28 protein-coding genes are annotated in these 25,880 nt (G+C 49.6%); 19 read left to right on the forward strand and 9 right to left on the reverse strand.

The genetic code is table 11. The features are described from left to right. Nucleotides 1-135 precede the first annotated feature (135 nt). The 8 genes from ACLO87_RS07000 to ACLO87_RS07035 all read left to right on the forward strand — a co-directional run bounded on the left by ACLO87_RS07000 (nucleotide 136) and on the right by ACLO87_RS07035 (nucleotide 7,068). On the forward strand, nucleotides 136-573 hold the full coding sequence (locus ACLO87_RS07000; protein ID WP_430223182.1) for an SUF system Fe-S cluster assembly regulator: 438 nt from the start codon (nucleotides 136-138) through the stop codon (nucleotides 571-573). Then, the gene (gene sufB, locus ACLO87_RS07005; RefSeq protein ID WP_430223183.1) at nucleotides 574-2,022 is read left to right on the forward strand and encodes a Fe-S cluster assembly protein SufB; all 1,449 of its coding nucleotides are present in this window, start codon (nucleotides 574-576) and stop codon (nucleotides 2,020-2,022) included. Nucleotides 2,023-2,035: 13 nt separating this feature from the next. Continuing rightward, nucleotides 2,036-2,812: a Fe-S cluster assembly ATPase SufC gene (gene sufC / locus ACLO87_RS07010; protein ID WP_135864709.1), complete on the forward strand. Its 777-nt coding sequence runs from the start codon at nucleotides 2,036-2,038 to the stop codon at nucleotides 2,810-2,812. Further along, nucleotides 2,809-4,098 carry a Fe-S cluster assembly protein SufD gene (gene sufD, locus ACLO87_RS07015; protein ID WP_430223184.1) on the forward strand — a complete coding sequence of 430 codons (1,290 nt, stop codon included), beginning with the start codon at nucleotides 2,809-2,811 and terminating at the stop codon, nucleotides 4,096-4,098. Before sufC ends, sufD begins: the two co-directional genes overlap by 4 nt. After that, nucleotides 4,099-5,349 (forward strand): cysteine desulfurase, encoded by a 1,251-nt coding sequence (locus tag ACLO87_RS07020; RefSeq protein WP_430223185.1) that lies wholly within the window; start codon nucleotides 4,099-4,101, stop codon nucleotides 5,347-5,349. Continuing rightward, nucleotides 5,342-5,797 carry a Fe-S cluster assembly sulfur transfer protein SufU gene (gene sufU / locus ACLO87_RS07025; RefSeq protein WP_135864712.1) on the forward strand — a complete coding sequence of 152 codons (456 nt, stop codon included), beginning with the start codon at nucleotides 5,342-5,344 and terminating at the stop codon, nucleotides 5,795-5,797. Before ACLO87_RS07020 ends, sufU begins: the two co-directional genes overlap by 8 nt. A 9-nt stretch (nucleotides 5,798-5,806) precedes the next feature. Then, nucleotides 5,807-6,364, forward strand: a complete 558-nt coding sequence (gene sufT, locus ACLO87_RS07030) for a putative Fe-S cluster assembly protein SufT (protein ID WP_135864714.1) — start codon at nucleotides 5,807-5,809, stop codon at nucleotides 6,362-6,364. A 176-nt stretch (nucleotides 6,365-6,540) separates the two neighbouring features. Next, nucleotides 6,541-7,068 carry a GNAT family N-acetyltransferase gene (locus ACLO87_RS07035; protein WP_430223186.1) on the forward strand — a complete coding sequence of 176 codons (528 nt, stop codon included), beginning with the start codon at nucleotides 6,541-6,543 and terminating at the stop codon, nucleotides 7,066-7,068. Between the two features lie 19 nt (nucleotides 7,069-7,087). Here ACLO87_RS07035 and ACLO87_RS07040 read toward each other — a convergent pair whose 3' ends face one another. The 3 genes from ACLO87_RS07040 to ACLO87_RS07050 form a co-directional block, all read right to left on the reverse strand. Next, complete coding sequence (locus tag ACLO87_RS07040) at nucleotides 7,088-9,073, reverse strand: FUSC family protein (RefSeq protein WP_430223187.1); 1,986 nt, start codon at nucleotides 9,071-9,073, stop codon at nucleotides 7,088-7,090. Between the two features lie 232 nt (nucleotides 9,074-9,305). Beyond that, a complete protein-coding gene (locus ACLO87_RS07045) occupies nucleotides 9,306-10,094 on the reverse strand; it encodes a bestrophin-like domain (protein WP_430223188.1) in 789 nt (262 codons plus the stop codon). A gap of 38 nt (nucleotides 10,095-10,132) precedes the next feature. Next, entirely contained in the window at nucleotides 10,133-10,729 is a 597-nt protein-coding gene (locus ACLO87_RS07050; RefSeq protein WP_430223189.1) for a GNAT family N-acetyltransferase, read from the reverse strand. A 176-nt stretch (nucleotides 10,730-10,905) separates the two neighbouring features. On the opposite strand from ACLO87_RS07050, the gene ACLO87_RS07055 reads away from it, so the two are divergent. After that, nucleotides 10,906-11,472, forward strand: a complete 567-nt coding sequence (locus ACLO87_RS07055; RefSeq protein WP_430223190.1) for a GNAT family N-acetyltransferase — start codon at nucleotides 10,906-10,908, stop codon at nucleotides 11,470-11,472. 16 nt (nucleotides 11,473-11,488) lie between these two features. On the opposite strand, the gene ACLO87_RS07060 is transcribed toward ACLO87_RS07055, so the two are convergent. Further along, nucleotides 11,489-11,782 (reverse strand): hypothetical protein, encoded by a 294-nt coding sequence (locus ACLO87_RS07060; RefSeq protein ID WP_135864723.1) that lies wholly within the window; start codon nucleotides 11,780-11,782, stop codon nucleotides 11,489-11,491. A gap of 166 nt (nucleotides 11,783-11,948) precedes the next feature. Between ACLO87_RS07060 and ACLO87_RS07065 the strand changes: the two genes are divergently transcribed. Beyond that, entirely contained in the window at nucleotides 11,949-12,134 is a 186-nt protein-coding gene (locus ACLO87_RS07065) for a hypothetical protein (RefSeq protein ID WP_135864725.1), read from the forward strand. A gap of 38 nt (nucleotides 12,135-12,172) precedes the next feature. Then, a complete protein-coding gene (locus tag ACLO87_RS07070) occupies nucleotides 12,173-13,102 on the forward strand; it encodes a bile acid:sodium symporter family protein (RefSeq protein WP_430223191.1) in 930 nt (309 codons plus the stop codon). Between the two features lie 11 nt (nucleotides 13,103-13,113). Here the strand turns inward: ACLO87_RS07070 and ACLO87_RS07075 are convergent, their stop codons facing one another. Beyond that, nucleotides 13,114-14,025 (reverse strand): LysR family transcriptional regulator, encoded by a 912-nt coding sequence (locus ACLO87_RS07075; RefSeq protein ID WP_430223192.1) that lies wholly within the window; start codon nucleotides 14,023-14,025, stop codon nucleotides 13,114-13,116. A gap of 101 nt (nucleotides 14,026-14,126) precedes the next feature. Between ACLO87_RS07075 and ACLO87_RS07080 the strand changes: the two genes are divergently transcribed. From ACLO87_RS07080 to ACLO87_RS07090, 3 genes are all read left to right on the forward strand, one after another. Continuing rightward, nucleotides 14,127-14,591: a DMT family transporter gene (locus ACLO87_RS07080; RefSeq protein ID WP_135865364.1), complete on the forward strand. Its 465-nt coding sequence runs from the start codon at nucleotides 14,127-14,129 to the stop codon at nucleotides 14,589-14,591. 179 nt (nucleotides 14,592-14,770) lie between these two features. Next, nucleotides 14,771-15,211 (forward strand): MarR family winged helix-turn-helix transcriptional regulator, encoded by a 441-nt coding sequence (locus ACLO87_RS07085; RefSeq protein WP_430223193.1) that lies wholly within the window; start codon nucleotides 14,771-14,773, stop codon nucleotides 15,209-15,211. Nucleotides 15,212-15,228: 17 nt separating this feature from the next. Next, nucleotides 15,229-16,413 (forward strand): multidrug effflux MFS transporter, encoded by a 1,185-nt coding sequence (locus ACLO87_RS07090; RefSeq protein WP_430223194.1) that lies wholly within the window; start codon nucleotides 15,229-15,231, stop codon nucleotides 16,411-16,413. Nucleotides 16,414-16,421: 8 nt separating this feature from the next. Here ACLO87_RS07090 and ACLO87_RS07095 read toward each other — a convergent pair whose 3' ends face one another. Continuing rightward, on the reverse strand, nucleotides 16,422-17,057 hold the full coding sequence (locus ACLO87_RS07095) for an alpha-ketoglutarate-dependent dioxygenase AlkB family protein (protein ID WP_430223195.1): 636 nt from the start codon (nucleotides 17,055-17,057) through the stop codon (nucleotides 16,422-16,424). Between the two features lie 340 nt (nucleotides 17,058-17,397). Here ACLO87_RS07095 and ACLO87_RS07100 point away from each other — a divergent pair, with 340 nt between their 5' ends. Continuing rightward, on the forward strand, nucleotides 17,398-18,210 hold the full coding sequence (locus tag ACLO87_RS07100) for a class I SAM-dependent methyltransferase (protein WP_135865360.1): 813 nt from the start codon (nucleotides 17,398-17,400) through the stop codon (nucleotides 18,208-18,210). A gap of 4 nt (nucleotides 18,211-18,214) precedes the next feature. Here the strand turns inward: ACLO87_RS07100 and ACLO87_RS07105 are convergent, their stop codons facing one another. Further along, nucleotides 18,215-18,790, reverse strand: coding sequence for a helix-turn-helix domain-containing protein (locus ACLO87_RS07105; RefSeq protein WP_135865358.1), 576 nt, complete (start codon nucleotides 18,788-18,790; stop codon nucleotides 18,215-18,217). A 103-nt stretch (nucleotides 18,791-18,893) separates the two neighbouring features. Here ACLO87_RS07105 and ACLO87_RS07110 point away from each other — a divergent pair, with 103 nt between their 5' ends. Further along, nucleotides 18,894-20,069: a benzoate/H(+) symporter BenE family transporter gene (locus tag ACLO87_RS07110; RefSeq protein WP_430223196.1), complete on the forward strand. Its 1,176-nt coding sequence runs from the start codon at nucleotides 18,894-18,896 to the stop codon at nucleotides 20,067-20,069. Between the two features lie 21 nt (nucleotides 20,070-20,090). On the opposite strand, the gene ACLO87_RS07115 is transcribed toward ACLO87_RS07110, so the two are convergent. Then, nucleotides 20,091-20,777: an O-methyltransferase gene (locus tag ACLO87_RS07115; protein WP_135865354.1), complete on the reverse strand. Its 687-nt coding sequence runs from the start codon at nucleotides 20,775-20,777 to the stop codon at nucleotides 20,091-20,093. A 431-nt stretch (nucleotides 20,778-21,208) separates the two neighbouring features. Between ACLO87_RS07115 and ACLO87_RS07120 the strand changes: the two genes are divergently transcribed. The 3 genes from ACLO87_RS07120 to ACLO87_RS07130 are packed head-to-tail and all read left to right on the forward strand — an operon-like array spanning nucleotide 21,209 to nucleotide 25,137. After that, on the forward strand, nucleotides 21,209-22,621 hold the full coding sequence (locus ACLO87_RS07120) for a sodium/glutamate symporter (protein ID WP_135865353.1): 1,413 nt from the start codon (nucleotides 21,209-21,211) through the stop codon (nucleotides 22,619-22,621). A gap of 7 nt (nucleotides 22,622-22,628) precedes the next feature. Further along, the gene (locus ACLO87_RS07125; protein ID WP_430223197.1) at nucleotides 22,629-24,260 is read left to right on the forward strand and encodes an amidohydrolase; all 1,632 of its coding nucleotides are present in this window, start codon (nucleotides 22,629-22,631) and stop codon (nucleotides 24,258-24,260) included. After that, entirely contained in the window at nucleotides 24,241-25,137 is an 897-nt protein-coding gene (locus tag ACLO87_RS07130; protein ID WP_430223198.1) for a CobW family GTP-binding protein, read from the forward strand. The genes ACLO87_RS07125 and ACLO87_RS07130 overlap by 20 nt, the downstream gene beginning before the upstream one ends. A gap of 25 nt (nucleotides 25,138-25,162) precedes the next feature. Here ACLO87_RS07130 and ACLO87_RS07135 read toward each other — a convergent pair whose 3' ends face one another. After that, nucleotides 25,163-25,804 (reverse strand): TetR/AcrR family transcriptional regulator, encoded by a 642-nt coding sequence (locus ACLO87_RS07135; protein ID WP_430223199.1) that lies wholly within the window; start codon nucleotides 25,802-25,804, stop codon nucleotides 25,163-25,165. Nucleotides 25,805-25,880 lie beyond the last annotated feature (76 nt).

Consider the following 25,880-nt stretch of genomic DNA (forward strand, 5'->3'; position numbering starts at 1 on the left):
GCGATCTGCCTAGCTAGGTGATTTGACGCATATAGTACCAAAGCAGTACCATATCCTTATTTGAGGCTTGCAAGAGATCGCGATATGCTGCGGATCAGCAAAATTATAGACTATGGAACCCTTGTTCTGACCCACATGGCGGGAGACCCCAGCCGTGTATTCAGCGCATCGGAGCTCGCTACACTACTGGGGTTGGGGCAACCTACAGTCAGTAAAGTGTTGAAGCTGCTAAGTCAGGATGAGCTGGTCATCAGTACTCGTGGTGCGCGTGGTGGTTATACGCTCGCGCGGCCAGCTAATGAGATTAGCGTTGCGCAGATTATTGATGCTCTGGACGATCAACCATTCGGTATTACCGAGTGTGTGGCGACTCCAGGCGCCTGTAATGTGGAATCAGATTGCCACATTCGTAGCAACTGGCAACGAATCAACGATATTGTACGTCGAACGCTTGAAGATGTCAGCGTCGCAGACATGATTCGGCCTTCGCCCTCAGAATTTCCTCTTAAACGCACGGTCTTGCAAGACCAAACACCCTTCACAGCACGCACTTCCAAAGTGGAGCTTTCTTGAATGAGTACTGTCAACGAACACCTCGATACGTTTCTCGATAGAGAATACGAAGCAGGTTTTGTGACGGATATTGAATCTGTCATCATCCCTAAGGGGCTAAATGAGGATACCATCCGCCTGATTTCTGCTAAAAAGCAGGAGCCCGAGTTTATGCTCGAATGGCGTTTGGCTGCTTATCGCCAATGGTTGGAAATGAAGGCGCCGACGTGGTCGGTGGTGAATTATCCGCCTATAGACTTCCAAGACATCAGCTATTATGCGGCCCCAAAAAGCAAAGATGATGGCCCTAAAAGTCTGGATGAGGTCGATCCAGAATTGCTGCGTACCTATGAGAAACTAGGTGTGCCTCTGCATGAGCGCGCGCGCTTGGCAGGTGTGGCAGTTGATGCGGTATTTGATTCCGTGTCCGTGGCGACCACCTTTAAAAAGCAGCTAGAAGATGTAGGCGTAATTTTCTGTGCCTTCTCTGAGGCCGTACATAAGTACCCTGAACTGATTCGTAAGTATTTGGGTACTGTGGTTCCTCCTACGGACAACTTCTATGCAGCGCTGAACTCCGCTGTGTTCTCAGACGGTTCGTTTGTGTTTGTACCTAAGGGTGTACGTTGCCCGATGGAACTTTCCACATACTTCCGTATCAACGCGGCCAATACAGGGCAGTTTGAGCGCACCCTGATTATTGCAGAGGAAGGTGCTTCGGTAAGCTACCTGGAAGGCTGTACGGCGCCCATGCGAGATGAAAACCAGTTGCATGCGGCAGTGGTTGAACTGGTCGCGTTGGATGATGCAAACATTAAGTACTCCACCGTGCAAAACTGGTACCCCGGCGATAAAGATGGGGTAGGTGGTATTTACAACTTCGTGACGAAGCGTGGCGAATGCCGCGGTCCGCGTTCACGCATCTCTTGGACTCAGGTAGAAACAGGGTCTGCGATCACTTGGAAATACCCAAGTGTGGTCTTGCGTGGTGATGACTCCGTAGGCGAGTTCTACTCGGTAGCGTTGAGTAATCACCGTCAGCAGGCAGATACCGGTACCAAAATGATCCATATGGGTAAGAACACCCGTAGCACCATCATTTCTAAAGGTATTTCGGCTGGTGAAGGTATGAACACGTACCGTGGTTTGGTGCGTATTACCCCTAAAGCAGAAAATGCCCGGAATTTTACCCAGTGTGACTCCTTGCTGATTGGCAAGCGTTGTTCAGCACATACTTTCCCAACCATGGAAGTGCAAAACCCTACGGCAAGCGTAGAGCACGAAGCAACCGCATCCCGCATTGGCGAGGATCAGTTGTTCTATGCCATGCAGCGTGGGATTTCTGCTGAAGATGCCGTGTCCATGATCGTGAACGGTTTTTGCAAGGATGTCATTAAAGAGTTGCCAATGGAATTTGCAGTCGAGGCCCAAAACCTGCTCGGCGTAAGTTTGGAAGGCAGTGTAGGTTAAGGAGAGCTTCATCATGTTGAGTATTAAAGATTTACGTGCTTCTATTGAAGACAAACAAATTTTGCGCGGTCTGAATCTGGAAGTTAAAGCGGGTGAAGTCCATGCCATCATGGGCCCTAACGGCTCCGGTAAAAGTACGTTGTCGCAAGTGTTGGCGGGTCGTGATGACTACACCATCAACGGCGGTTCGGTAGAGTTTGATGGTAAAGATTTGTTGGATATGGCCATTGAAGAGCGTGCCCGTAACGGCGTGTTCTTGGCGTTCCAATACCCCATCGAAATTCCTGGCGTGTCTAACGCTTACTTCTTGCGTGCATCCTTGAACGCTATTCGCCGCCAACGCGGTGAGCCTGAACTGGATGCCATGGATTTCTTGAAGCTGGTAAAAGCTGAAATGAAAACCGTAGGTATGCGCGAAGAGTTCTTGTACCGCTCTGTGAACGAAGGTTTCTCTGGCGGCGAGAAAAAACGCAATGAAGTTCTGCAGATGAGCCTGCTGGAACCTAAACTGGCCATCCTGGACGAAACCGACTCCGGTTTGGATATTGACGCGCTGCGTGTGGTGGCTGATGGTGTGAACCGTCTGCGTGCGCCAGATCGCGCCATGATCGTGATTACTCACTATCAGCGTCTGTTGGATTACATCGTTCCTGATCACGTACACGTTTTGGCTAATGGTCAGATCATCAAGTCTGGCGATGCTAGCTTGGCGCTGGAACTGGAAAAACGCGGTTACGGCTGGGTAAAAGAATTGGCTGCGGAACAGGCTGCTAAAGGAGCCGCTGTATGAGCAAGCTCCCTGCATGGGTCACGGAGTATGCGCAGACACTGGCAGAAGCACCCGCATGGCTGAATAGCCAGCGACAGCAGGCCTTGGAGCGTTTTGCAGCAGAAGGTTGGCCAACCACCAAACAAGAAAACTGGCACCACACCTCATTGGCATTTCTGGAGCAGGCTGCTTATCAGCGTCCAGTCAGCGTTGATGCAGCCGCACAAGTTAAAGCGTTGCAACACGCCGAAGCTGGCTACTGGTTGGTGTTTGTAGATGGCAAGTATGCAAGTCAGTTATCGCAACTGGATAACGTGCCTGCTGGTGTGACACTGGGCGCATTGGCTGCCCATCTAAATGATGCTGATCTAGAACAGTTCTACGGTGCTGCAGATGCTGGTACTAGCGTTAGTGCATTGAACTTGGCATTGGCGGAAGACGGTGCTTACGTGCACGTTGCTAAAGGCGTCATGCTAGAACAGCCTGTACATATGGTGTTCATGAATACGGCGTCGCAAGGTGCTAGCTTTCCTCGTAACGTAGTGCGTGTGGAAGCGGGTGCAGCGGCGACTGTAGTAGAGCATCACGTTAGCGTGAGCGACGATGTGGCCTCACTGAATAACGTGGTCACGCAAGCGTTTGTGGCGGCAGATGCAAACCTGACACACCTGAAATTCCAGCAAGAAAATACGCAAGCGTTGCACTTGGCTGATATCAGTGTGACACAGGAAAAAGCCTCGCGCTTTGAATCGCACTCGCTGTCTTTTGGTGCTAAGTTGGCACGTCACAATATTCGTACCACATTCTTGGGCGAACGTTGCGAGACGCTGTTCAACGGTTTGTACTACGTTGATGGCAAGCGCCATGTAGACCACAACACGGTTATTGACCACGCCGTACCTAATTGCATTAGCCACGAATACTATCGCGGTATTTTGACTGATATGGCTCGCGGTGTGTTTAGCGGCCGTATTGTGGTGGGCAAGGGGGCAGATGGTACCGATGCTATTCAACGTTCAGACAGCTTGTTGTTGTCCAAACTGGCACGTAGCGATGCACGTCCAGAGCTGGAAATCTATGCTGATGACGTGAAATGTGCGCACGGTGCTACCGTGGGTCAGCTAGACGAAGAAAGCCTGTTCTACTTGCGTTCTCGTGGTCTGAGTGAAGAGGAAGCCCGCAACCTGCTGATTTATGCGTTCGCAGCCTCCAGTTTGGAGCGCATTCGCAATGATGCTCTGCGTGCTCGAGCAACCGCTAGTATTTCTGCCTTGCTGCCCGGCGGCTTGGCTTTGGTTGAGGAATAAATGATGAGCGCTTCTGCCGTTACTGAAATCAAACTGGATGTGCAAGGGGATTTCCCCATTCTGCAGAACCCCATCCGTGATAAGCGACTGGTGTATCTGGATAACGGAGCCACCACGCAGAAACCTCAGTGTGTTATTCAGGCTGAGCGCGAATTCTACGAACGTGAGAACGCCAATATACACCGCGGTGTGCATTGGCTCTCGCAACATGCGACCGACTTGTACGATCGCAGTCGTGAGTGCACACGTGCATTTTTGAATGCGGCGCGTACAGAAGAAATCGTTTTCACCAGCGGCACTACCGATAGCATCAACTTGGTAGCAGCGACGTGGGGGCGTGCCAATATCAAGGCGGGCGATGAGATTTTGCTCACCATGCTAGAGCACCACTCCAATATCGTACCGTGGCAACTGTTGGCGGATGAGAAAGGCGCAGTGATCAAAGTCGTGCCTATGCTAGAAGATGGCACTTTGGATCAGGCTGAGTACAGTCGTTTGTTAAGCCCACGTACAAAGTTTGTGGGCCTTGTGCATGTGTCTAATGCGTTGGGTACTGTGAACCCCGTGAAAGAGATGATTGCACAAGCGCATGCCGTGGGTGCGGTAGTGCTGTTAGATGGTGCCCAGGCTGTGGCGCACCAAGTGGTAGATGTACAAGATTTGGATTGTGATTTTTACGCTTTTTCAGGTCACAAAATCTATGGTCCTACAGGTGTGGGCGTGTTGTACGGTAAATACGCGATTTTGGATGCCATGCCACCTTGGAAAGGCGGCGGCGACATGATTCATACCGTGAGCTTTTCTGGCAGTACCTTTGCACCAGCACCACAACGTTTTGAAGCTGGTACGCCCAATATTGCGGGTGTGGTGGTATTGGCTGAGGCTCTGAAGTATGTACAAAGTATTGGCTTTGACGCCATTACCGAGCACGAACAAGCGCTGCTAGCCTATGCTACGGAACAATTGCAGGCGTTGCCAGGCATTAAGATCATTGGCACAGCACCGCATAAAGCAGGAGTGGTGTCATTCATGGTTGACGGGATTCACCCTCACGATTTGGGTACGATCTTGGATATGGATGGTGTGGCCATTCGTGCTGGGCATCATTGCGCGATGCCGTTGATGACTGAGCTGGGTATTCCCGGTACCGCTCGTGCGTCTTTTGGCGTGTACAACACATTTGCCGATGTAGATGCATTGGTAGCTAGTTTGAAAAAAGCACAGAAACTCTTTGGGGTAAGTGATGAGTAATGCATTTGATGGTCTGCGCGAACTCTATCAAGAAGTAATTTTTGACCATAACCGCAATCCACGAAATTTTAAAGCGTTGGATCCTGCTACACATCAGGCTGATGGGCATAACCCGTTGTGTGGTGACCAGTTAACTGTTTATGCACGTCTGAATGACGAAGGCGTTGTAGAGGAAGTGAGCTTTATTGGTCACGGCTGTGCGATTTCTAAGGCATCAGCCTCGTTGATGACGGAAGCCTGTAAAGGTAAAAGCAAAGCAGATGTAGAGCAGCTGTTTGAGGATGTGCATGCCATGTTGACCCAAGAGCACCCTGACCGTGACTTGGGCAAGTTGGAAGTATTGTCTGGTGTAAAAGAATTCCCTGCACGTGTGAAGTGTGCGTCTTTGGCTTGGCACACCTTGCATAATGCTATTTCCAAAGCCCAAGAAACCGCGAAAACAGAATAGGGGCAGACGTTGAGTTACTTCGACCGTGAAGATGTAGTAGTAAGTCGTGATTGTCCGGCTGTAACCATTCCTTATGGCTCACCGGTCACTATTGAAGCGGGTTGCATGGCAACCATCACGCAGCGCTTGGGTGGCAGTTTTACCGTCTTGGTAGAGGGCAACCTATACCGTGTAGAAGGCTCTGATGCCGATGCACTTGGTCAAGACGTGGTAGAGCGCGAGGTGTTTGTTCCTGAGCAGCCGTTGAGCGAGAAAACCATAGAAGACGCTGCGTGGATCGTGCTGACGCAGGTGTTTGACCCAGAAATTCCCGTTGATATCGTGAATTTGGGCTTGGTTTATACCTGCGCGGTGAGCAAGTTAGAGTCAGGTGATTATGCCATCCGTATGGAAATGACCTTGACCGCTCCTGGTTGCGGCATGGGTACGATGATTGCAGATGAAGCACGTTTTAAACTGCAATCCATCCAAGGCGTTGAGCAGGTGGATGTGGATCTAGTGTGGGATCCGCCATGGAGTCGTGACATGATGAGCGAATCCGCTCGATTACAGCTAGGTATGTTGTAATACTAAAAACCGAGTCGTAGACTCGGTTTTTTATTGTCAAAGGCAAACACGATTAGCCCTCTCTACAGGCACAGCATAGGGATGGCGTACTGTGGATCAGCAGCGTTGTGGGCATCAGTGACCATAGCAGCGACGGTGTTTGTGAAATTAACTACGTAGGTGATGAAGGGGGTTGAATGCAGTACAGACGGTTAACAGAACAAGAAGTAGATAGAGTATGGGAAATTGAGCGACGTGAGATCGTTCAACATGTCTACGTGATGGTAAATGACCGTTTGCAGCTACGTGAGCAGTTTTACGATACACGAGGGTGGCCAGAAGGTGAGGAAAAAGAATATGGCCCGATTTTACGCGCCTGTTTTGCGCGTGGTGGCCTCTTCTTAGGTGCTTTTGAGGGGGATGAGTTAGCCGCTGTCAGCGTGATGGATAGTCGTCCAGTCACGGATTACCCTAAGCTGCATCAATTGGCCTTTCTACATGTCAGCCATGGTTGGCGTGGCCAAGGGCTGGCTTCTGAACTGTATGCTCGCACTAGAGCAGAAGCGCAAGCCATGGGTATTGCTGGCTTTTATATTTCTGCAACGTCTACGCAGCGCACCGTGGAGTTTTACCTCAGCCGTGGTGCAGAGCTAAGTCTGCCGCCTGATCGTGAACTCTATGAAAAAGAGCCCGACGATATCCATTTAGCACACTGGTTTTACTAATAATTAGCCACTACGCTTGTTAAGCAGTAGTGGTTTCGTTAGTCGTAGAAGCAGGGCGTATGTCCACCATGCCATTCACATGTTGTAGCTCATTCATGGCTGCACGTAGCAATTGATCCTCAGCAGAGCCTGGTGTATCACTTTGCCATGCTTCTTTAGGGAAATCGGCCGGCGTGCCATGTGCTATCAGGTCGGCAAGTTTCTGTAGGTACTGCAAATCGTGTGTACTAAGGTTGCCAGTGTTGTTAATGGAGTAAGTGGTGATGCTATTCGCCATACGTGCTGCACTGGAAATGAGTGGAAACCATGACAAGGCTTCTTGGCTCGCTGGTGGCGGGTCAGAGAGCTGTTTTTGCAGGTTGGTGCGTATGTTAGCGATTTGCCCATAGGCAGCATGGCGTGCGCTATGTAATTGGTTTTGTTGCTCAGAAGTATTTGGTTGAGGCAACGTGGCATGCAAGTAGTGGGCCAGAGCTAAGCGAATCTGCTGGAAATTCTGGTATAGCTGGCGGTGATTGGTTTTGGGCCATAACAAATAGCCAAATACCAAAGCAATAGCACCACCTAACAAGGTGTCCTCAAAACGCAGCAGCGCGTAATTAACGCCATTTTTTTCTGGGCTGACGTAATCGATTAAGACCAACACCAGTGGAGTGATAATCAGCGACATCATGGCGTAGGAGCGTTGTGATGCCCATGGCAAGACAAAGGCCAGCGCCGCCATAATGATCACAAACAAAGGGCCGGGGCTGACAAAGTACAGGATTACACCACCGATAATGACGCCAAAACTAGTACCTATACTACGTAACATGCTGCGCGAAAACACCGAACCCATATCAGGTTTCATGACAAGAATGACTGTCATGGGGATCCAGTACCAGTGACTGTAATCGTCTTTCCAACGCAAAGCATAGGCAATAAAGGTACATAGGGCGAGTGCAGCGGCAGCCAGCAGAACCTCTCTTCCAGGGCTTAGTTCGCCCAAAATGGCGGCTAACTGTTTACGTTTAGCAGCGGGTTGCGTAGCCGTAATACTGTTATCGGGCAGGGTGCTTGAACGTTGCCATAAAGTTTGAAATAGCTCGTTGGCGTCTTTGTTTAGGCTGGCGTTGCAGCCTGGTGTTTCGTTAACAACGGGAATATGCTTAGACTTAGAGGCATACGCCGTGGCAGCTTGCTCTAAGGTGGTGGCTATGGCATTAAGTTGGGTGCTGTCTGCGCAACCCACTATAGACGCAAATAAACTATCAAAACGTTGTAGCACTGCGGCGGTGTGTTCAGACCCTAAGTTTCTACCTTGCGACAACGAACGGGTGTGAAACATTAGCGTGTACAAGGTGTTTAAGTTAGTGGTGATCTGTTGTTCGTCTTGCTCTATAGGTTGCTTTTTGGCGCGATGTAGCGCTAACGATGCCAGTGCGCGTAGTAGGTTTTCTGAGGCTTGATCTTCAGGTCTATGCCTAAGTATTAAGGCTTCTAAACCTAATAAGGCGGCGTAAAACACAATGCCTGTAAATGCTAACAGCGCTACATGCCAGTAATGATTAATAGCAGGGTTGCCGACGGCGACAGTGCCCATCATCAGCATCTGCATAGTGCCAATGGACAGTGCGGAGTTATAGCTACTTAAAATGGCCGAGATAAAAGCCAAGACAGTAAAGCACAGTATGACCACTTCCCAAGGTAGATAGCTTAAATAGCCCAGCAATATACCCAGCAAACTGAGCGGCGTGGTGATCAGCATGCGCTGGAACAGGATATGGTAGGGGTTGTCGCGCTCACCACCCATTTGCAGTAGGAAGCCCATGGCCACCCAGAGATAAACGCCTAGGTTGCCTGACAGCGTACCTATGGCTAAGGGTATGCCCATGCCTAATGCCGCTCTGGTTGAACGGGACCAATTCCATTTGGCAGGTTGCAGACGTGTTAACTGTCGAATCCACGCTACGGGGTGGGCAAAGGAAGCTGGACGAGGCTGGTTGGACGCTACGGTTTTTGCCATCTATACAAATCAGAAAGATGAAAGCAGGGGCGGTAGCCTCTGTGGTGGTTGGTATGCCGCGCCTGTGTTTAGATACGGGGCGTGTACAGTCTAGGGGCACTCATTCTATAGTGAGCATTTAGCTCACTATAGGACAGGGTAATGCAGTTTTTTGGCTACGCAATGTTTGTAGGTTTTAGTAACAACTAAGCGTAACTGTGCAAAAACGTAGCTAGTGATGGTATTGCTTTATCTAAGGAGCAAGCCCACCCACTTCTAGCGTATGGCGTAAGGCATTAAGGTTTTCAGGAGTGACGTAAATTAGGCCTGCTCCGGGGGAGTCTATCTCTGAAATCATCAATAGCGCGAGTGAGATTAGCGCGGGGAGCAACATAATAATTGTGTTGTTACCGTGTATGCCGCGAATGTTGTGGCCTAACAAAAAGTTGGAGCACACCGCAAAAAAGAGCAAAAGTATCCATGCCGCGCCTGGTACTTGGCGCTGCCAACTGGACATGGTTTTTTGTTGTGCGGTATAGAGTTCATTACTCGCGTTAAGTGCGGTCACCATGACGGCATTGGGGTTTTGTTGTGCCAGTTGGCTAATGAGCTTCCACATATGGGTTTGTAGCTGTATAGCTGCCATGCGGGTTTCAGCTCGGTTTGTCTCGTCGGTGGTTTCAAAGAAATGAATACGCAGTGCTAGATAATCTTGCAGCATAGACTCAGCTCTAGGCTGGTATTTTTCTTCTAACACCGAAATGCGCTGAAAAGCATTACCAATAGCGATAGCTTCGTTTTCTTCTGCTTGTATACGGGCTTGATAACCGTTGATCGCAAAAGAAAAAGTAAAACCCACCAATAAACCAAAGAGTGACAAGATGGCACCCAGAACGATCTTGAGCTCGTCATCTACGGGTAGATCTTGGGCTTGACGCCGTTTGCCTATGCGCTTACCCAGAAAAGCAGCGCCCATTAATAAGATCAGAGTGGACAGCATCAGCACGTAGTGGGCGTAATTACCCGCCAAAAGGAATTCCATAAGCGTATGAAAGACTAGAGCAAAAGGTTAAAGGGGAATTACAGTAAGCGGCTGGAGAGTGCTTGTTTAGCGGAAGGCCATTCGTGATTCAGTATAGAGAACACAACCGTATCTCTATATCCGCCATTGGGCATTTTTTGGTGATTACGCAGTACGCCATCTTGTTTTGCGCCTAAACGAGCAATGGCCTGCCTAGAGGCTAGATTATGCCAATTGGTTCTAAACTCGACGGCAATAGCCTCGCAGCGCTCAAAGGCATGCGTTAAGAGTAATAGCTTGCTTTCAGTGTTGATGGCAGTACGTTGGCAGCGTTTGGCATACCAGGTATAGCCAATTTCTACACGGTGATTTACCACATCGGCATTACAGAAACGAGTGCTGCCTACCAACTCACCGGTAGCGTTATCTATCACAGCAAAGGGCAGGGCAACACCGGAGGCTTGGTCTGCAAACGCTTTGTTTAAGTAGGCATCAATACTCTCTGTGCTAGGTACGCTAGTAAACCACAGTTTCCATAGCTCCCCATCACTGGCGGCTAACAATAGTGCATCGCGATCGCTAGGCTGAAGGGGGCGTAATGTGACGGTGGTGCCTTGTAGTGTGACCGGGGCTAGCCAAGGGGATGTCGCAACCATGAATGTCTCCGTGTAAATGGCTGGTGAGAGTCGCTGTTTTACACGCCTAATGCGCAATAAAAGGTAGTGCATGACAACGTTTAGGGTGATGTTACGTAGTATAAAACCACTCGCTATACAGTAGCTGAGGGCCGCTTCGTTCTATACTAGAAAGCTACAGTTTTAAGGAAAGCAGTATGGAAAGCGCAATGACCTTGCGTGGGCCGCGCGTGTTACTACGCCCGTGGCGTACCGATGATTTGGCAGCATTTGCTCAGCTAAATGCTGATCCTGCCGTGATGGAATATTTTCCATCGGTGTTGGATACCGAGCAGAGTGATGATTTAGCGAAACGCATACAAGCAGGTTTTGAGAACAACGGCTTTGGTTTTTGGGCATTAGAAATACCCAGTGTGCTACCTTTTGCAGGCTTTGTTGGATTGTCCGTGCCCGGCAGTGCAGGATTGCCTTTTATGCCTACTGTGGAAATAGGTTGGCGGTTATGTCAGCAAGCGTGGGGTAAAGGGTATGCGAGTGAGGCGGCACGCGTCGTGTTAGCCCATGCATTCACTGCGTTAAAACTACCAGAAGTGGTGGCGTTCACGACGCTGACGAATCAGCGATCGCAAGCGGTGATGCAGCGTATAGGCTTGAGCTATGCCGAAGGCGAAGATTTCATGCATCCGGCATTGCCAGCAGATCACCCGCTGCGTCACCATGTGCTGTACCGAGTGAAATATGAGGACTGGTTAAAACAACAGTAGTTGGTGGCGGGTTGTGTTAGCATTGCAAGCGTATATCGAAATAGGCTTCGCTTTCGCCTAGTTCTCGAAAGCCATCTGTTTGCGCTTGTGATGCGGCAGATAACCATTGTTTCACTAAGCTGATTTGTGATTCGTTTAGCTCGTACTCTGAGGTTTCTTCGGCATTACGCCAGGCTTGATAGGCTTGGATTACCGCATCTGGCCCGCCTAGTTTGCGTTCCAGTGTGCGTTGAAAGCGTGATTCAGCATCGCGTTTGTTGCGTTCAGCTAAGTCTTTTGGGGCATCTTCTAAGCGGATAATATATAGCATGGTAATCTCCTTAATGCTGTGTATTTATACAGTATATTTACGAAGATGATCAAGCAATTTTTGTGAAGTATGCGATGTTTTTGATGTGTTGCTACGCTTAGGGCGGGCAGAGGGCTATCGCAATGCATGTATAATGCGCCATCACAATCCTTTCCTGAACTGCATCATGAAAAACCTGTTTTTAGGCATGTCGTTAGTGTGTGGCATCGTGTTAGCTGGCTGCACCGCACAAGAAAAGAAAATCATCAAAGAATTAGAAGACATGCCTGGCGTTACGTGCGATGTAAACGCTAAGGATGGGTTGGACGATTGCCGTCCTGATAGCGTGCCGTTGTCTAATACTGGCGCTTGATGTCAATCAGGGCGTAGCTGTCTCTGGTCACTTGCAGTATGCGTAAACTCTTTCAAAGCATAGAGTCCCACTTGGTGGTGTGGGTGCTGGTGGTGGCTGTAGTGGGTTTACTGTGGCCTACACCGGGGCAGTGGTTGGCTCCCGGTATTAGTGCTTTGCTTGCGCTGTTGATGCTGGTCATCAGCTTAACTTTTGATGCGCGAGCCGTTAGCGTCGTATTGCGTCACCCAGCGAAGCAGTTTCTAGCGTTGTTTTTGGTCTATGTACCCATGTCTTTATTGGGTTGGCTGACTGGCCGCTGGTTTTTTGGTCAAGGGGCATTAGCCGATGGCCAGACTCTACTGGGTATGTTGCCTACCGATGTTTCTGCGCCGTTACTGGTGTTGATGGCACAGGGAAATGTTGCCTTAGCAGCAGTCTTGAATGCTGTGAATACAGCTTTAGCACCCTTTATTATTCCATTTTTATTCCTAGGGCTCACGGGCGTAGAGTTGGATGTTCCGCTAGGGAATATTGTCGCTGAACTCGTTTTAATCGTATTAGTACCTACATTAGTGGGGGTAGGGTTACGTACACGGTTTACGGCCACTGTTGCACGTTACGATTCGGTGTACGCCGGGGCAGGCTCGCTGTTGTATTTGCTGATTTTATTAGCGGTGATAGGGCCTAATGCACAAACGATGTTGGACTATGGGTGGTATGCATGGGTGATTGCGGCAGCCGCGCTGTGCTTGAATCTGGCAGGGTACGCCGTGGGCATGTGCGCCAAAATCTGGATCAGCGACAGGCAAGAGCTGATTGCGTATCTGTTTACAGTAAGTAAAAAAGAATTCAGCATTGCTGCAGCCTTTGTCGCAGCATCAGGTTTGCCATCTGAAATCGCTATTCCTGCTGTATTTTTTGCCATTGTGCAGATGGTGACCTCACCACTGGTTGCACGATTACTGACTCGCCGCGCTCTGGCATAAAACATCCAGAGCTACGTTTGCCGTTGAGCAATGCGTGCTATTTGTTGGCGTAACCAATGATGGGCTGGATCAGCATCTCTACGTGTGTGCCACACCTGTACAAAGTTAAACGAGGCGATATCCAACGGCGGCGCAAAGCTGCATAGTGGTGGTATCAACCCCTCAGGGCTCAGGTTTCCCTTCGCCACGGTTAAGATTAAATCGGTGCCAGCAATCAGAGTGTTAGCAACACCCCAGTGCGGCAAAGACACCATCACGTGGCGTTTGGCCCCCAACGCTTGTAAGGCCACATCTATTTCATTGTTTAAATGCGGCTGCATGGCGACGCTCACATGGGGGCGGGCAAGCCATTCATCCAACGTCAGTGTGCCTGTGCCATTTAAGGTAGAGGCATCAGCGACGCAGGTAAAGGCTTCTTCAAACAGTATCTGCTGTTTGAGGGCTGGTGTTACCCCAGTGGGGAACACTCCTAAAGCTATATCGACTTCCGCATCCATCACCTGCGCCAACATGGCTTCACGGCTACCTTGGCTAATCAGCAACTCAATATGAGGTGCTTGCTGACGTAAGCTACGTACCAGTGCGGGTAAAATAATACGCGCGCCATAATCTGACATGGCTAGCCTAAAACTACGTGCTTCGTGTGTGGGATCAAAAGTAGGGGCTTGGAATAGGGTTTCAAGCTGATTGAGTGCCTGGTCTAGCAACGGCAACAGATCCGTTGCTGTACTGGTTAACGTGAGTTTTCCTGCCCGACGCACCAATAAAGGATCATTAAAAATGCGACGCAGGTGTGCCAACGCATGGCTCATAGCGGGTTGGCTTTTATGCAACCTACTGGCGGCACGTGATACGTGCTTTTCTTCCAGTAAGGCATGCAGGCATAGTAAGAGATTTAGGTCTATGCGGCGTAAATTATTCATTGTAAGAATAATGGTTACTAGATAATTAGAATTTCAATTCATATTATATATATCTTAGACTGTATTCAACATATGAACATTCTGTAAGGGTTTAGAGCAAAATGAATGCTTCTCTCTATCATGCGTTGTTGTTAGGTGCTGCGTTAATTGCAGGCGCAGTAGTGCCATTTCAGTCGGGAAGTAATGCATTGCTAGGGCGCATGCTAGGGCATCCGCTGTGGGCGACGGTGACGTCTTTGTGCGTGAGCTTGCTGGCAGTGATACCGTTGCTGTTGTTGTTCCGCGCGCCGTTTCCAAAAATAGAGCAGGCATTGCAAGCGCCATTTTGGGTATGGACGGGCGGGTTATCTGGGGTGATATTTATTACGGCAGCGCTATTGATTACACCTAGGCTAGGGGCAACCGGTTTTATGATCAGTGCCATTGCGGGGCAGATATTAATTGCGATGTTGATTGATCACTTTGGATTGATGGGCTTGCCTATTAAAGAAGTGAACCTAGGCCGTGTGATAGGTGTGGTGATGATTTTTGCAGGTGTTATGGTGGTGCAGCGGTTTACGCCATAGCCTAATTCCTGAGCTGATGAGCGGGCTATAAAGCCCGCTTTTTTTGTGTCTACCGCAGTACGTAGTGTGTTTTTCGTACTATGTAGTAGCAGCGCAATCACGAGAGCCGTGCGTGTTGCATTCCATTTTTCTATTTGTTGTAATGTAAACTGTTTGTATAACAACTATTGGTATGCATCATGAGTATGATCCAGGAGTACGAGGCTTTCGGTTCGTTGCTGGGGCAGGTGACTCGAGTATGGCGTAAAGCCATGAATGAAAGCTTGGCTGAGTTCGGTTTGACGGAAGGTACGTGGCGCCCACTGATTTATCTGTTTAGAGCCGTTGAGCCGTTATCGCAAAATGACTTGGCCGAACTCATGGGCTTAGACAGGTCATCCGTTGTGCGATTGCTAGATGTATTACAGCGCGCGGGGTATGTCACACGGCAGGAAGACACTCAAGACCGGCGTATTAAGCGTTTGCATTTGACGCAAGCAGGTACTGATGTGGCATTGCAAGTTAAAAAGGCATCGCAGCAGGTGTTACAGCAAGTATTTGATGCGATTCCGGATGATCTGCTCTCGAGCACGCAGTCGGGGTTGCAGCAGATTTTGAAGCTACTTAGCCAACCTCGTTAAGCCTGCGGAGACTCGCCATGCGCTCACTTAAACAGTGGTTCATCCCAGATGCGCACATGCCACCCTTGTGGGGGCTGGCTATGCTGACGTTCAGCGGTACCTTGGCCATGCATATCTTTGTGCCGGCGTTGCCCGATGCGGGTGCAAGCCTAGCGGCTACACCAGCACAAATGCAAATGACCATCAGTTTTTACATCGTAGGTTTGGCGGTAGGGCAACTGATATATGGTCCTCTTTCCGACCGATACGGTAGACGCAAACCGTTATTGGTAGGGTTGGCGCTGTATATTTTGGCGAGTTTTTCTGCGCTGTTTGTAGATGGTGTAAACAGCCTGATTGCGTTGCGTTTATTAGCTGCCTTGGGTGGTTGTGCGGGGATGGTGCTAGGGCGTGTCATTGTGCGCGATACCACACGTGTAGCCCAAGATGTAGCCAGCCGGTTGGCGCTGATGAATGTGATGGTGGTGATAGGCCCAGGTTTAGCACCGTTATTGGGTGGGGTGCTGGTACACCATTTGGGTTGGCGTTCTGTATTCGTGTTTTTGTGTTTGCTAGGCATTGCCAATATGGCCTACACCATTTTTCTGTTGCCTGAAACACGTCAGCCCTCTGTACGCAAACGTTCTGTGGCGCGTGAATATGGGAGTTTGCTGCGCTCGCCTGTATTCTTAGGCTATGCCGTAGGGGGAGGTTTGGCGACCACCTCTATTTATGCGGTAGTGGCAGCAGCCCCGTTTGTGTTTATGGAGCAATTGCATAAGCCAGCTTCCGAGGTAGGGGGCTATTTGTCGCTGGTGATTGGGGCGATGGCTTTGGGCAACTTGTTGGCCCGGTTTTTGTTGCGCCGTTTACCCTTGCGTCAGGTGTTACTGGGGGCGAATGCGCTGAGCATCGTGAGCGCTGTGTTTCTGTTCGTAGTGTGTGTGAGCGTAGAGCTGAACGTAGGGCTATTTATCGGGCCTGCTATTGTGTTTTCTATTGCCGCTGGGTTGACCAGTCCCGCTGCCGCGACGCAGGTGATTAGTGTGCAGCCAGAGTTATCCGGTGCCGCCTCGGGGTTGTATGGTTTTGGTCAGATGATGATAGGGGCTGTCTGTACCGTGGTGACAGGCTTAGGTGCAAACCATGCGCTGTTAGCTGCGCTGACCTTGTTGATTTCTAGTTTGGTAGGGCAGTTCGCGTTTAGGCGTGCGTTAGCCTAGCAGGGCTTCTAGCGTGGTTGCGAAGCAGCTTCTATGGTTCTAAAGGTGAGGTTGACACGTGGCTGATGCACCGTGCGTGTAGGTGGAAGGCGGTGCAGCCAATGCGTTTGCGTGGTCCCCGTCATGATCAATAAGCTACCGTGCTCCAACACGATAGACTGTGTTTGCCCCGTGACTTTGTGCTTGAAGCTGAACTTACGCTGCGCGCCTAAACTGAGCGAAGCAATAGCGCCGTTTTTCTTTAGATCACGTTCGGCATCACTGTGCCACGCCATACCTTCTTCGCCTGAGTGGTACAGGTTGGCTAAGCAGGCGTTGTAGCGTTCGCCACTCTGTGTTTCCACCAGCGCTTTAAGCTCTTCTAGAACGGGCAGCCATGGCAACGCCGTTTTGGTTTTTTTGGAGTAGGTGTACTGAAACGGATGATCGGCATACCAAGCCACTTTGCGTTTGGTAAATACCGTTTCCCCCATGATCAGGGCTTCATCTTGCTTCCATTCCAGCGTGTCTAACAATGTCTGGTAATACGCTTGGGCACGTGCGGCATCCATCACTACTCCGTAGTAATACACCTCACCGTCATAGGGCAGTAAGTTAGTGTGCTGCAGTGGGGTATCGAAGAGATCCAGATTCGAAGTAGACATAGCCGTGCAGGGGTAAAAACATCATCAGTGCAGTAGTGTATCAAGAGCTTATAGTGCATAGAGGTGAAGGTCTACACTCTGTTTCTTGCTATGTCGCAGTGGGCGTAGTGGCCAGCAATCGTTCTAGGGCTGCGGTAAAGGAGTGGTCGCTGATGGTTGTATTGGTCGGTGATAAGGCTACCGACCGTGATTAAACCCATACTCTGCTTAAGGTGGTTTTCGTGCGACGAGCTGAAAAGCGTATGATGGTCAACGGAAAAATCACAGTCGTGCTTGCTCTGCGCAGCACAAACTGCACGGCGTAGATCCGTAACCGCTTATTAAGTAGGAACCAAAAAATATGACAGAAGCTAACACATCCATGGATCAACACGAGTTGGGGCAACATAATCGTGGAGCATGGAACAAGCTGGTACAGCAACAGTGCCCCTGGTCGCAACCCGTATCGTCAGAGGTGATTGAACAGGCCAAGAAAGGGCAGTGGACGGTATACATCACTCCTCAGCCTATGCCTGAGGGCTGGTTACCAACTTCTGTAGCTGGGCTCAAAATTCTGTGCTTGGCATCAGGGGGCGGGCAACAGGCTCCTGTGCTAGCCGCTGCTGGGGCCGACGTGACGGTTGTCGATATTTCTGAAGGCCAGCTAGATCAAGATCGTATGGTGGCCGAGCGTGACGGTTTAACGCTAGAACTGGTACGTAGCGACATGGCGGACTTATCTGCTTTTGCCGACAACAGTTTTGATCTGATTGTGCACCCCATTTCCAATTTGTATGTGCCTAGCGTGTTGCCGGTATGGAAAGAGTGCTATCGCGTACTAAAAACCGGCGGCAAGTTGTTGTCCAGTTTTTATAACCCGGTTGTATTTATTGGCGACCGCGACCCCAAACTGATGGAAGAAGGCTTAATTCGTCCTCGTTATAGTGTGCCGTATGCTGACGTCAAAGATTTAGATGCGGCTAGCTTGCAGCAGAAAATGGATCAAGGGCAGGCTCTGGTGTTTGGTCATAGTTTGACTGATCAAATTGGTGGGCAATTGCAAGCCGGCTTGGTGCTTACTGGCTTTTATGAAGACAAACAACCTAATCCACGCTTTGTAGTGGATCACTTCTTGCCTACTTTTATGGCAACCTGCTCACAGAAACTGGCGTAATAGCTTATAGCGTGGTGCTGCGCGACGGATAGTGAATCAGGTCATGCAGCACCACTGTTTGTGCGCTGCTATTGCGATAGGCATGAGGTTGGTCGGCTTGAAAGCGTACCGCCTCACCGGTTTTGAGGTTGTGCCATACGCCTTCAGCAAGCAACTCCAACTCTCCCTCCAACACGATAACGTGTTCAATCACACCTGCTTCATGTGCGGTGGATTCACTGTAGGCACCAGCGGCCAGTTCGATTCGGAAAATATCAAAGCCTAACTGCGGATCAAAAGGAAACAGCGGCGTGACGCGCATGTAGTGATTCGCTTGATCGTACACAGGTAATGCGCCTTGTCTATGCAGTAGCAAAGGCGATTTGGACTGTTCTTCTTCCAAAAAAGTAGAAAAAGGTACATTAAAACCGGTGGCGATTTTCCAAAGTGTAGCTACTGTAGGGCTGGATTCGCCACGCTCTATTTGCCCCAACATGGCCTTACTAACACCCGTGTGTTCGGCGGCTTGGCTAAGGCTCCACTGCTTTTCTTGTCGCAGGTCTTTTAAGGTTTGAGCTAGATAAAGCGCCATGTTTTGCATGACTTAAGCTCCTTGTTCGGTGGGAAATAAAAAGCATTGTACGTTATAACGCACAGTGTTATATACTTTGTTCGTGCGTTATAACGTCCAATCAAGGCTACCCATGCAACCACATCTTTCTTTGCGCCATTTGTCGTTTTCTGCTGTCGTGGCAGGCTTTGTATCCGTTTTAGTGGGCTACACCGGCTCTATTGCTATTGTGGTGCAGGCGTTGAGTGCCTCTAGCGTTCCGGCATCAGAAATAGGTGGGTGGTTGACCATGCTAGGGCTGGCGATGGGGATCAGCTCTTTAGGCTTATCACTGTATTACCGTATTCCTATCCTTACGGCATGGTCTACTCCTGGTATGGCGGTGTTAGCAACCAGTGCCGTAGGGGTGCCGCTAAACGAAGTCGTAGGTATCTTCATTTTTGCAGCGGGTTTGATGTTGCTGTGTGGCGTTACGGGTATTTTTGCGCGCATCATGCAGCGTATTCCACAATCGCTAGCTGCCGCCATGTTAGCGGGGATTTTGCTGCGTTTTTGTTTGGAAGCCTTCTTGGCATTCGAGCTGGATTTGCTGATGAGTGGCCTGATGTGTTTGGTGTTTTTGGTGTCCAGACGCTATGCACCGCGATACGCCATTGTATTGACGCTGTTGGTGGGGATAGTGTTGGCCGCTGGGAAAATGCAGGGCATGGATTTCAGCCATCAAGCGCTGGTGAGCTGGCCTAGCTGGGTCACACCTAAATTTGAGTGGGCATCGCTAGTCGGTGTGGGTATTCCCTTTTTTATTGTGAGCATGGGATCACAAAATGCACCTGGCATAGCAACGTTGCAGGCCTTTGGCTATACACCACGTATTTCGCCCTTAATTTCTATTACGGCATTGCTGTCATTAGTATTGTCGCCGTTGGGGGGATTTAGTGTGTGTATCGCGGCTATTTCTGCGGCATTTTGTTTAGGCCCTGAAGCGCATGCAGATCAATCGCGTCGTTATATGGCGGCGGCATGTGCAGGTGTTTTCTACTTATTGGCTGGGATATTTGGTGCGTCTATTGGCGTGCTATTTAGCAACCTGCCCGAAGCCTTTATTAAAAGCATTGCAGGTTTAGCGCTGTTAGGCACATTCACCAGCAGTGTGACGTTGGCGATGAAAGATGAAGAGCGCCGCGATGCAGCAGCCATGACCTTTTTGATTACAGCCTCAGGACTAAGTTTATGGGGCATTAGCTCTGCTTTTTGGGGCATGGTGGGCGGCGGGCTGACGTATTTCATCATGCGCCGCCGTGATGCTTAAATCAGGTAGTGCGGCACAGTGTTATGGCAATGCATTGACAACAGTGAGCGAAAAACCATCCCAGCCTTTTTCTCCTACGGTTTGCAGAGCCGTGCTATTCAGGTTGGGGTTAGTGGCAAGTTTTTGTAGAAAACGCTGCACACCTAATACATTAGGGTCGGCGCTGTTGGGGTTGGATACAGCACCGCCACGCACTACGTTGTCACCAATAATCGTAGTACCTACTCGACTCAGTTTGAGTACCGCATCTAAATAAGCAGGGTTGTTGGGTTTGTCTGCATCAATAAAAATCAAATCAAAGGGGCCTTGCAAGGTAGCGAGTACTTCTAGCGCGGTACCTACCCGTTGCTCTATGCGTTCAGTAACGCCTGCAAGCTCAAAGTTTTGAGCAGCTACCAGAGCAAAATCAGCATTGTTATCAATGGTAGTAATGTGGCCGCCTTCAGATAGGGCTCGTGCCATACAAATGGTGCTATAGCCCCCTAAAGTGCCAATTTCTAGTACTCGCTTAGCTTGAGTGATTTGCACCATGACAGCTAAGAATTTTCCTTGTACAGGGGCTACATCGTGGGGAGGCATACCTGCCGCTTGATTGGCTGCTAACACACGTTCTAAAACACTGTCAGTGGGTGCAAGTCGGTTAGCAAAGTAGTGATCAACGACTGTGCATTCTTCAATGGTAGGAGTGGGGTAATCGTGCGCACGCATAACATAAACCTTTAAGAGCAGAAGTGATACACAAAAAGAATGTGTGGCAGGTGCTGATTGAGGTGTAAAACGAGCTGAAACCTCAGTACGGCAGACTTGCTTGCCCTATGACAATAGCGGATTGTTATCTAGGGATAGTGGAATACATATTTAGATACAAAATAGATGTGGGCTGATCTTGTGCGCAGTGAATTTACGCTATGGCGATGGGGCTATTTGAAAAATAACCATGGTTTCAGATAGATGCAGAGTTATTGCTGTCTATAAGCCTTGGCTTTTTATTATCAATTCTTATATATAGAGACTGATTGTTCTGCTAAGTGAGAAATGTTGGGGTTATTACGTGTGTAAGTCAGGGAGTTTAGTACTCATAATGGTGTCGAAAACAAAATAACAAAACAAAATATCTCGATAAATAATAAGGAGGCAGTATGGGAAACTCATTTCACGGCATTATTGCATTTGCGCTCTTAGCGGGAATGCTGGCCTTAGGGGGGATATTGCGCCGACATATTCCCATACTGCAAAAGACATTGATTCCAGCCAGTATTCTGGGAGGTTTGATAGGTTTTGTGTTGCTGAGTCTAGGCTGGATTCCGGGGTATACACCATCAGACTTTAATAGCCTTACCTTTCATTTTTTCACGCTTAGTTTTATGTCTTTATGCTTAACCGGGAGCAGTAAAGATAAATCGCTGTCTGGCGGCAGTATTGCCAAGGGCGGAATGTGGTTGAGCCTGATTTGGACCTCTAGCCTAGGCTTACAGGTCTTAATTGGCTACGGCATGATTGTGCTGTATGACCAGGTCACTGGTAGCCAAGTAGGGCCTATGTTGGGGGCGTTGATTACCCATGGCTTTACACAAGGTCCAGGCCAAGCGCTGACATACGGAACAATCTGGGAGCAAGAGTACGGCATTACCAATGCAGCACAGGTAGGGTTGATTTATGCGTCTTTGGGATTCTTGGCGGCGTTTGTGGTGGGTGTGCCGGCTGCACAGCGCATCATTCGTAAAGGCATGAATCTGAACAAAAAGTCGTCTATAGACCAGACATTTCTGCAGGGTTTCTATCAGAAAGAAACCGGACATACCACGACGCGCGAAGTGAGCCATAGCGCCAATATGGATAGCTTTGGTTGGCACTTGGGGTTATTGGGTGTGGCCTATGGCATTACCTATGTATGGCTGAATTTCATGCAAGGTGTTGTGGCAGGTAAAGCACCATGGGGGTTGAGTCTAGAGGTTCTGTTCAGTCACAACATGTTTTTTGTGCACGGCATGATCGTGTGCGTCTTGATGCGCATGGTGATAGACAAAATGGGCTGGGCACATTTTGTAGACGATGAAACCATGAAGCGTATTACTGGGGCTTCGGTGGATTTCATGGTGGTAGGCACCATCATGAGTATTGCGTTTGCCGTGCTGTATTCCCTGTTAGTACCGATTCTATTGGTGTCAGCAGCAGTAACTATCGCTACATTTATTTTGTGCTGGTACTGCGGCAAACTCAGCGGCAAGCTGGGGCCAGAGCGCGCAATTACCTCATTTGGTTGCTGCACAGGTTCTACGGGAACAGGGCTATTACTACTACGCTTAGTCGATGCCGATTTCAGCACGTCGGTAGGTAAAGAGCTGGCTTTTTTCAACTTGGCCATCGTACTTATCAATTTGCCCGTGCTGTATATCGTGACGCCTATTGCACCAAGTTTGAGCCCAAACACGTATTTGTTGGTGTTTGCAGCGACTACGTTTATCCCACTGGCGTTAATGCCCTTATTGATGCTGAAAAAGAAATCGTCTTCAGTAGGCTTTGCTAAATCCAATGTTGTTGTAGGAGAGTAAGAAAACCATGCTAACTATTTTTGCCGCAAAACGTATTATCACGATGGATCCTTCTTTACCCACGGCTACACACATAGCGGTGAAAGACGGCAAGGTACTAGGTGTAGGGCCGTTAGAGGAATTGAAAGATCTGGGTGAGGCAACAGTAGATACGCGGTTCGCGAATCAGTACATATACCCCGGTTTTGTAGAAGGCCATAGTCATGCACTAGAAGGGGCGATGTGGAAATACCTGTATTTGGGGTATTTTCCACGCCACGACCCTGAAGGCAAGCGTTGGCCAGGGTGCCAAAGTTTGACGCAAATACAGCAGACCCTAGCAGAGTATGCCAAGCAATTACCTGCGGGTGAGCCGTTGGTGGCATGGGGCTTTGACCCGGTTTATTTTGAGGGTGACAGGTTAGATAGGCAGGTGATTGATGCGGTAATCAGTGACAGGCCTGTAGTCATCATGCATGCCAACCTGCATTTGATGACCGTGAACAGTGCCATGCTGGGCCAAACTACACTTGAGCAAAACACGACGATTGAAGGGGTGATGCTCGATAAAGAGGGCAAGCCTAATGGCGAGTTGCGCGAAATGGCGGCCATGTTTGCTGTGTTCGAAGCACTGGGCAGCAGTTTGTTTTCAGAGGTAGATAGCCCGCAAACCTTAGAGCGCTATGCGCGTGCAGCACAACGTACGGGTATTACTACCATCACCGATTTGTACAACCCATTAAGCGATGCAGGGGTGCAGGTGCTGCGGGATGCCTCGGCGCAAGCTGATTACGCGGTACGTTTAGTGCCAGCAATGGCAGCGCTTGAATGGGAAAACCAAGAGGGCATTGCCAGAGTGCAAGCGTGCCAACGTGACAATAATGACAAGCTGCATTTTGGCTTAGTCAAAATCATGACGGATGGATCTATACAGGGGTTCTCTGCCCGTATGTTGTGGCCGGGCTATCACAATGGCCATGAGAACGGTATTTGGAATGCGCCACCAGAAAGCCTGAAACAGATGGTGCTGGATTACCACCAGTCTGGTTTGCAACTGCATATACATACCAATGGTGACGAAGCTGTAGAGCTGATTTTGGATGCTATTGAAGAGGCTCAAACGCTGTGGTATCGAGCTGATCATCGTCATACCTTGCAGCACTGCCAGTTTATTAGCCAAGCGCAAATGCGTAGAGCAGCCAAATTAGGTGTGTGTTTGAACATGTTTGTGAATCACATCTATTACTGGGGTGATGTACACCGCAGTAAAACGCTGGGCTATAGCCGTAGCCGCCGCATGCAGCCATTACGTTCGGCGTTAGAGTTGGGTATCCCAGTCGCCATGCACTCCGATGCACCGGTCACACCGTTAGGGCCATTGTTTTCCATGTGGTGTGCCATACGCAGACATACTGCAAGCGGTCATAAGCTGGGGGCACATGAAGGCCTAACGATGGAGCAAGCCCTGTATGCGGCCACATTAGGTGCAGCCTATACCTTGCGTATGGATGACAAAGTGGGCAGTTTAGAAGTAGGTAAATATGCCGATATGGTGGTGTTGGATCATGACCTGTTTGATAGCGATGCAGATGCATTGCCAGACATGCAGGTGCGAGCGACGGTAGTAGGAGGGCGCGTGCATGAGAACATCACTGCGTGACACTATACCCACCATCATTCTGACCGGTTTCTTGGGGGCGGGTAAAACCACCTGGTTAAACCGCCTACTGCAAGAGGGTGTACCGGATAACAGTTTGGTGGTGGTGAATGATTTTGGGCAGATCAATATTGATGCATCGCTGATTGCTTATCAAGACGATAAAATTGTGCGTCTAAATAACGGCTGTGTATGCTGCACCTTGGGGGGCAGTATGGCTGAAAAACTAGCCGAAATCAGCCGTATGCAGCCTGCGCCTGGCGCTCTGTATATGGAAGTGAGTGGCGTGGCCAACGCGGGGCGAGTGGCTGACATGGTACGTGTGTCGTCTAGGTTGCGCTTGCAAGATATCTGGTGTTTTGTGGATGTCTCACAAGCGCAGCGTTACAGCGAAGACTCACAGGTCAATACGGTGTGGCGTCAGCAAATACAAAGCGCCACGCAGTTGGTGTTGAATAGATATGCAGATCGCGAATGTTTACCCGCCGCATTGGGAACGGTCTTGAAAACCAGTGAGGCCGTATTGCATTACGACACGCACACAGCCTCTGACGAGATAGCTTTTTCTGCGGCTATCACACCGACGCCACTGCAAGCCGGAGGGTGGCATAGTTGCACCATAGAAAGTCGCCAACCTATTGTGTTGTCATCCTTGTTAGAGTGCTTAGAGGAGTGGGCTGCCGTATTGTATAGGGTGAAAGGGCGGCTTATTGATGAGCAAGATGGCAAAGCTTATGTGTTGCACTATACCGGTGGGCAATGCAGGTTAACGCCTTGTGATCCGCCTCCAGCAATGACGCAACTGGTATTTATTGCATCCTCAGAACGGGCGCTGCAGATTATCCAGCAGCAAATAAAAAAGACGTCCTCTACGCCGTAGCGCCACATGGCTGCCAGATAATGCGTTATGTGGCAGCCACTGGCACAGCTTGGACTTGTAAGTATCGGGCTAATAAATTGACGATTTGCTGTTCTATGGCCGCAGGGGCATGGGGCGGCAACGGCGTGGTAGTGGTGGCAGCATGAATCAAGGATTCTATGGTTTGCAGCACCATCCATGTAGCAAGGTCTAAGTCATCGGGCAGCAAGTGCTCGCGATGCTCTTCCAGTAGCTGGCGCACACGCTCCACAATGCTGCGATAAATAGGCAGCTCGTCATGATTAGCCCGCTCGAAGAAAGGAAACTCTTGTTCTACCACACGGTGCAGATCAGGCTCTAGTTGATGTGCAATCATCCAGCCGTGCACGATGGCCGCTAGCTTTTCGTCTAAAGTTTGCGGGTTACGACTAGAAAGTACCGACTCTAGCGTGTCATACAAGTCTGTCGCATGCCTTTCTCGTAATGCGGCAATTAAGGAATCTTTGTTAGGAAAGTATTGGTAAACCGAGCCAATGCTTACCCCTGCGCGAGCGGCTATTAAGTTTGTGCTCGTGCCTGCATAGCCGCGTTCTACCAAAACCTGAGCGGTGGCGTCCAGAATGGCGGTAACCAGCGCTTTGGAGCGTGCTTGTCGTGGGGACTTTCTAGGCTGTAATGGGCTTTTCATGCACGTAGAGGAATGCGAGTATTAAATGCGAGTAAAGGCTTATATTATAGAGGGGCTGAGCAATTACTCATATTTG

It is taken from the genome of Paenalcaligenes sp. Me52, from assembly GCF_050487965.1.
In the GTDB taxonomy this organism is placed as follows: domain Bacteria; phylum Pseudomonadota; class Gammaproteobacteria; order Burkholderiales; family Burkholderiaceae_B; genus Paenalcaligenes.

Coding starts and splice junctions, on each gene's coding strand:
- sufU (WP_135864712.1), top strand. CDS start 5,342: ATGAGTAATGCATTTGATGGTCTGCGCGAACTCTATCAAGAAGTAATT.
- ACLO87_RS07000 (WP_430223182.1), top strand. CDS start 136: ATGGCGGGAGACCCCAGCCGTGTATTCAGCGCATCGGAGCTCGCTACA.
- ACLO87_RS07075 (WP_430223192.1), bottom strand. CDS start 14,025: ATGAATAATTTACGCCGCATAGACCTAAATCTCTTACTATGCCTGCAT.
- ACLO87_RS07125 (WP_430223197.1), top strand. CDS start 22,629: ATGCTAACTATTTTTGCCGCAAAACGTATTATCACGATGGATCCTTCT.
- ACLO87_RS07065 (WP_135864725.1), top strand. CDS start 11,949: ATGAAAAACCTGTTTTTAGGCATGTCGTTAGTGTGTGGCATCGTGTTA.
- ACLO87_RS07050 (WP_430223189.1), bottom strand. CDS start 10,729: ATGGTTGCGACATCCCCTTGGCTAGCCCCGGTCACACTACAAGGCACC.
- ACLO87_RS07135 (WP_430223199.1), bottom strand. CDS start 25,804: ATGAAAAGCCCATTACAGCCTAGAAAGTCCCCACGACAAGCACGCTCC.
- ACLO87_RS07045 (WP_430223188.1), bottom strand. CDS start 10,094: ATGGAATTCCTTTTGGCGGGTAATTACGCCCACTACGTGCTGATGCTG.
- ACLO87_RS07110 (WP_430223196.1), top strand. CDS start 18,894: ATGCAACCACATCTTTCTTTGCGCCATTTGTCGTTTTCTGCTGTCGTG.
- ACLO87_RS07035 (WP_430223186.1), top strand. CDS start 6,541: ATGCAGTACAGACGGTTAACAGAACAAGAAGTAGATAGAGTATGGGAA.
- ACLO87_RS07090 (WP_430223194.1), top strand. CDS start 15,229: ATGCGCTCACTTAAACAGTGGTTCATCCCAGATGCGCACATGCCACCC.
- ACLO87_RS07040 (WP_430223187.1), bottom strand. CDS start 9,073: ATGGCAAAAACCGTAGCGTCCAACCAGCCTCGTCCAGCTTCCTTTGCC.
- ACLO87_RS07060 (WP_135864723.1), bottom strand. CDS start 11,782: ATGCTATATATTATCCGCTTAGAAGATGCCCCAAAAGACTTAGCTGAA.
- ACLO87_RS07120 (WP_135865353.1), top strand. CDS start 21,209: ATGGGAAACTCATTTCACGGCATTATTGCATTTGCGCTCTTAGCGGGA.
- ACLO87_RS07080 (WP_135865364.1), top strand. CDS start 14,127: ATGAATGCTTCTCTCTATCATGCGTTGTTGTTAGGTGCTGCGTTAATT.
- sufC (WP_135864709.1), top strand. CDS start 2,036: ATGTTGAGTATTAAAGATTTACGTGCTTCTATTGAAGACAAACAAATT.
- ACLO87_RS07100 (WP_135865360.1), top strand. CDS start 17,398: ATGACAGAAGCTAACACATCCATGGATCAACACGAGTTGGGGCAACAT.
- sufB (WP_430223183.1), top strand. CDS start 574: ATGAGTACTGTCAACGAACACCTCGATACGTTTCTCGATAGAGAATAC.
- ACLO87_RS07095 (WP_430223195.1), bottom strand. CDS start 17,057: ATGTCTACTTCGAATCTGGATCTCTTCGATACCCCACTGCAGCACACT.
- ACLO87_RS07130 (WP_430223198.1), top strand. CDS start 24,241: ATGAGAACATCACTGCGTGACACTATACCCACCATCATTCTGACCGGT.
- ACLO87_RS07020 (WP_430223185.1), top strand. CDS start 4,099: ATGATGAGCGCTTCTGCCGTTACTGAAATCAAACTGGATGTGCAAGGG.
- ACLO87_RS07070 (WP_430223191.1), top strand. CDS start 12,173: ATGCGTAAACTCTTTCAAAGCATAGAGTCCCACTTGGTGGTGTGGGTG.
- ACLO87_RS07085 (WP_430223193.1), top strand. CDS start 14,771: ATGAGTATGATCCAGGAGTACGAGGCTTTCGGTTCGTTGCTGGGGCAG.
- ACLO87_RS07115 (WP_135865354.1), bottom strand. CDS start 20,777: ATGCGTGCGCACGATTACCCCACTCCTACCATTGAAGAATGCACAGTC.
- ACLO87_RS07055 (WP_430223190.1), top strand. CDS start 10,906: ATGGAAAGCGCAATGACCTTGCGTGGGCCGCGCGTGTTACTACGCCCG.
- ACLO87_RS07105 (WP_135865358.1), bottom strand. CDS start 18,790: ATGCAAAACATGGCGCTTTATCTAGCTCAAACCTTAAAAGACCTGCGA.
- sufD (WP_430223184.1), top strand. CDS start 2,809: ATGAGCAAGCTCCCTGCATGGGTCACGGAGTATGCGCAGACACTGGCA.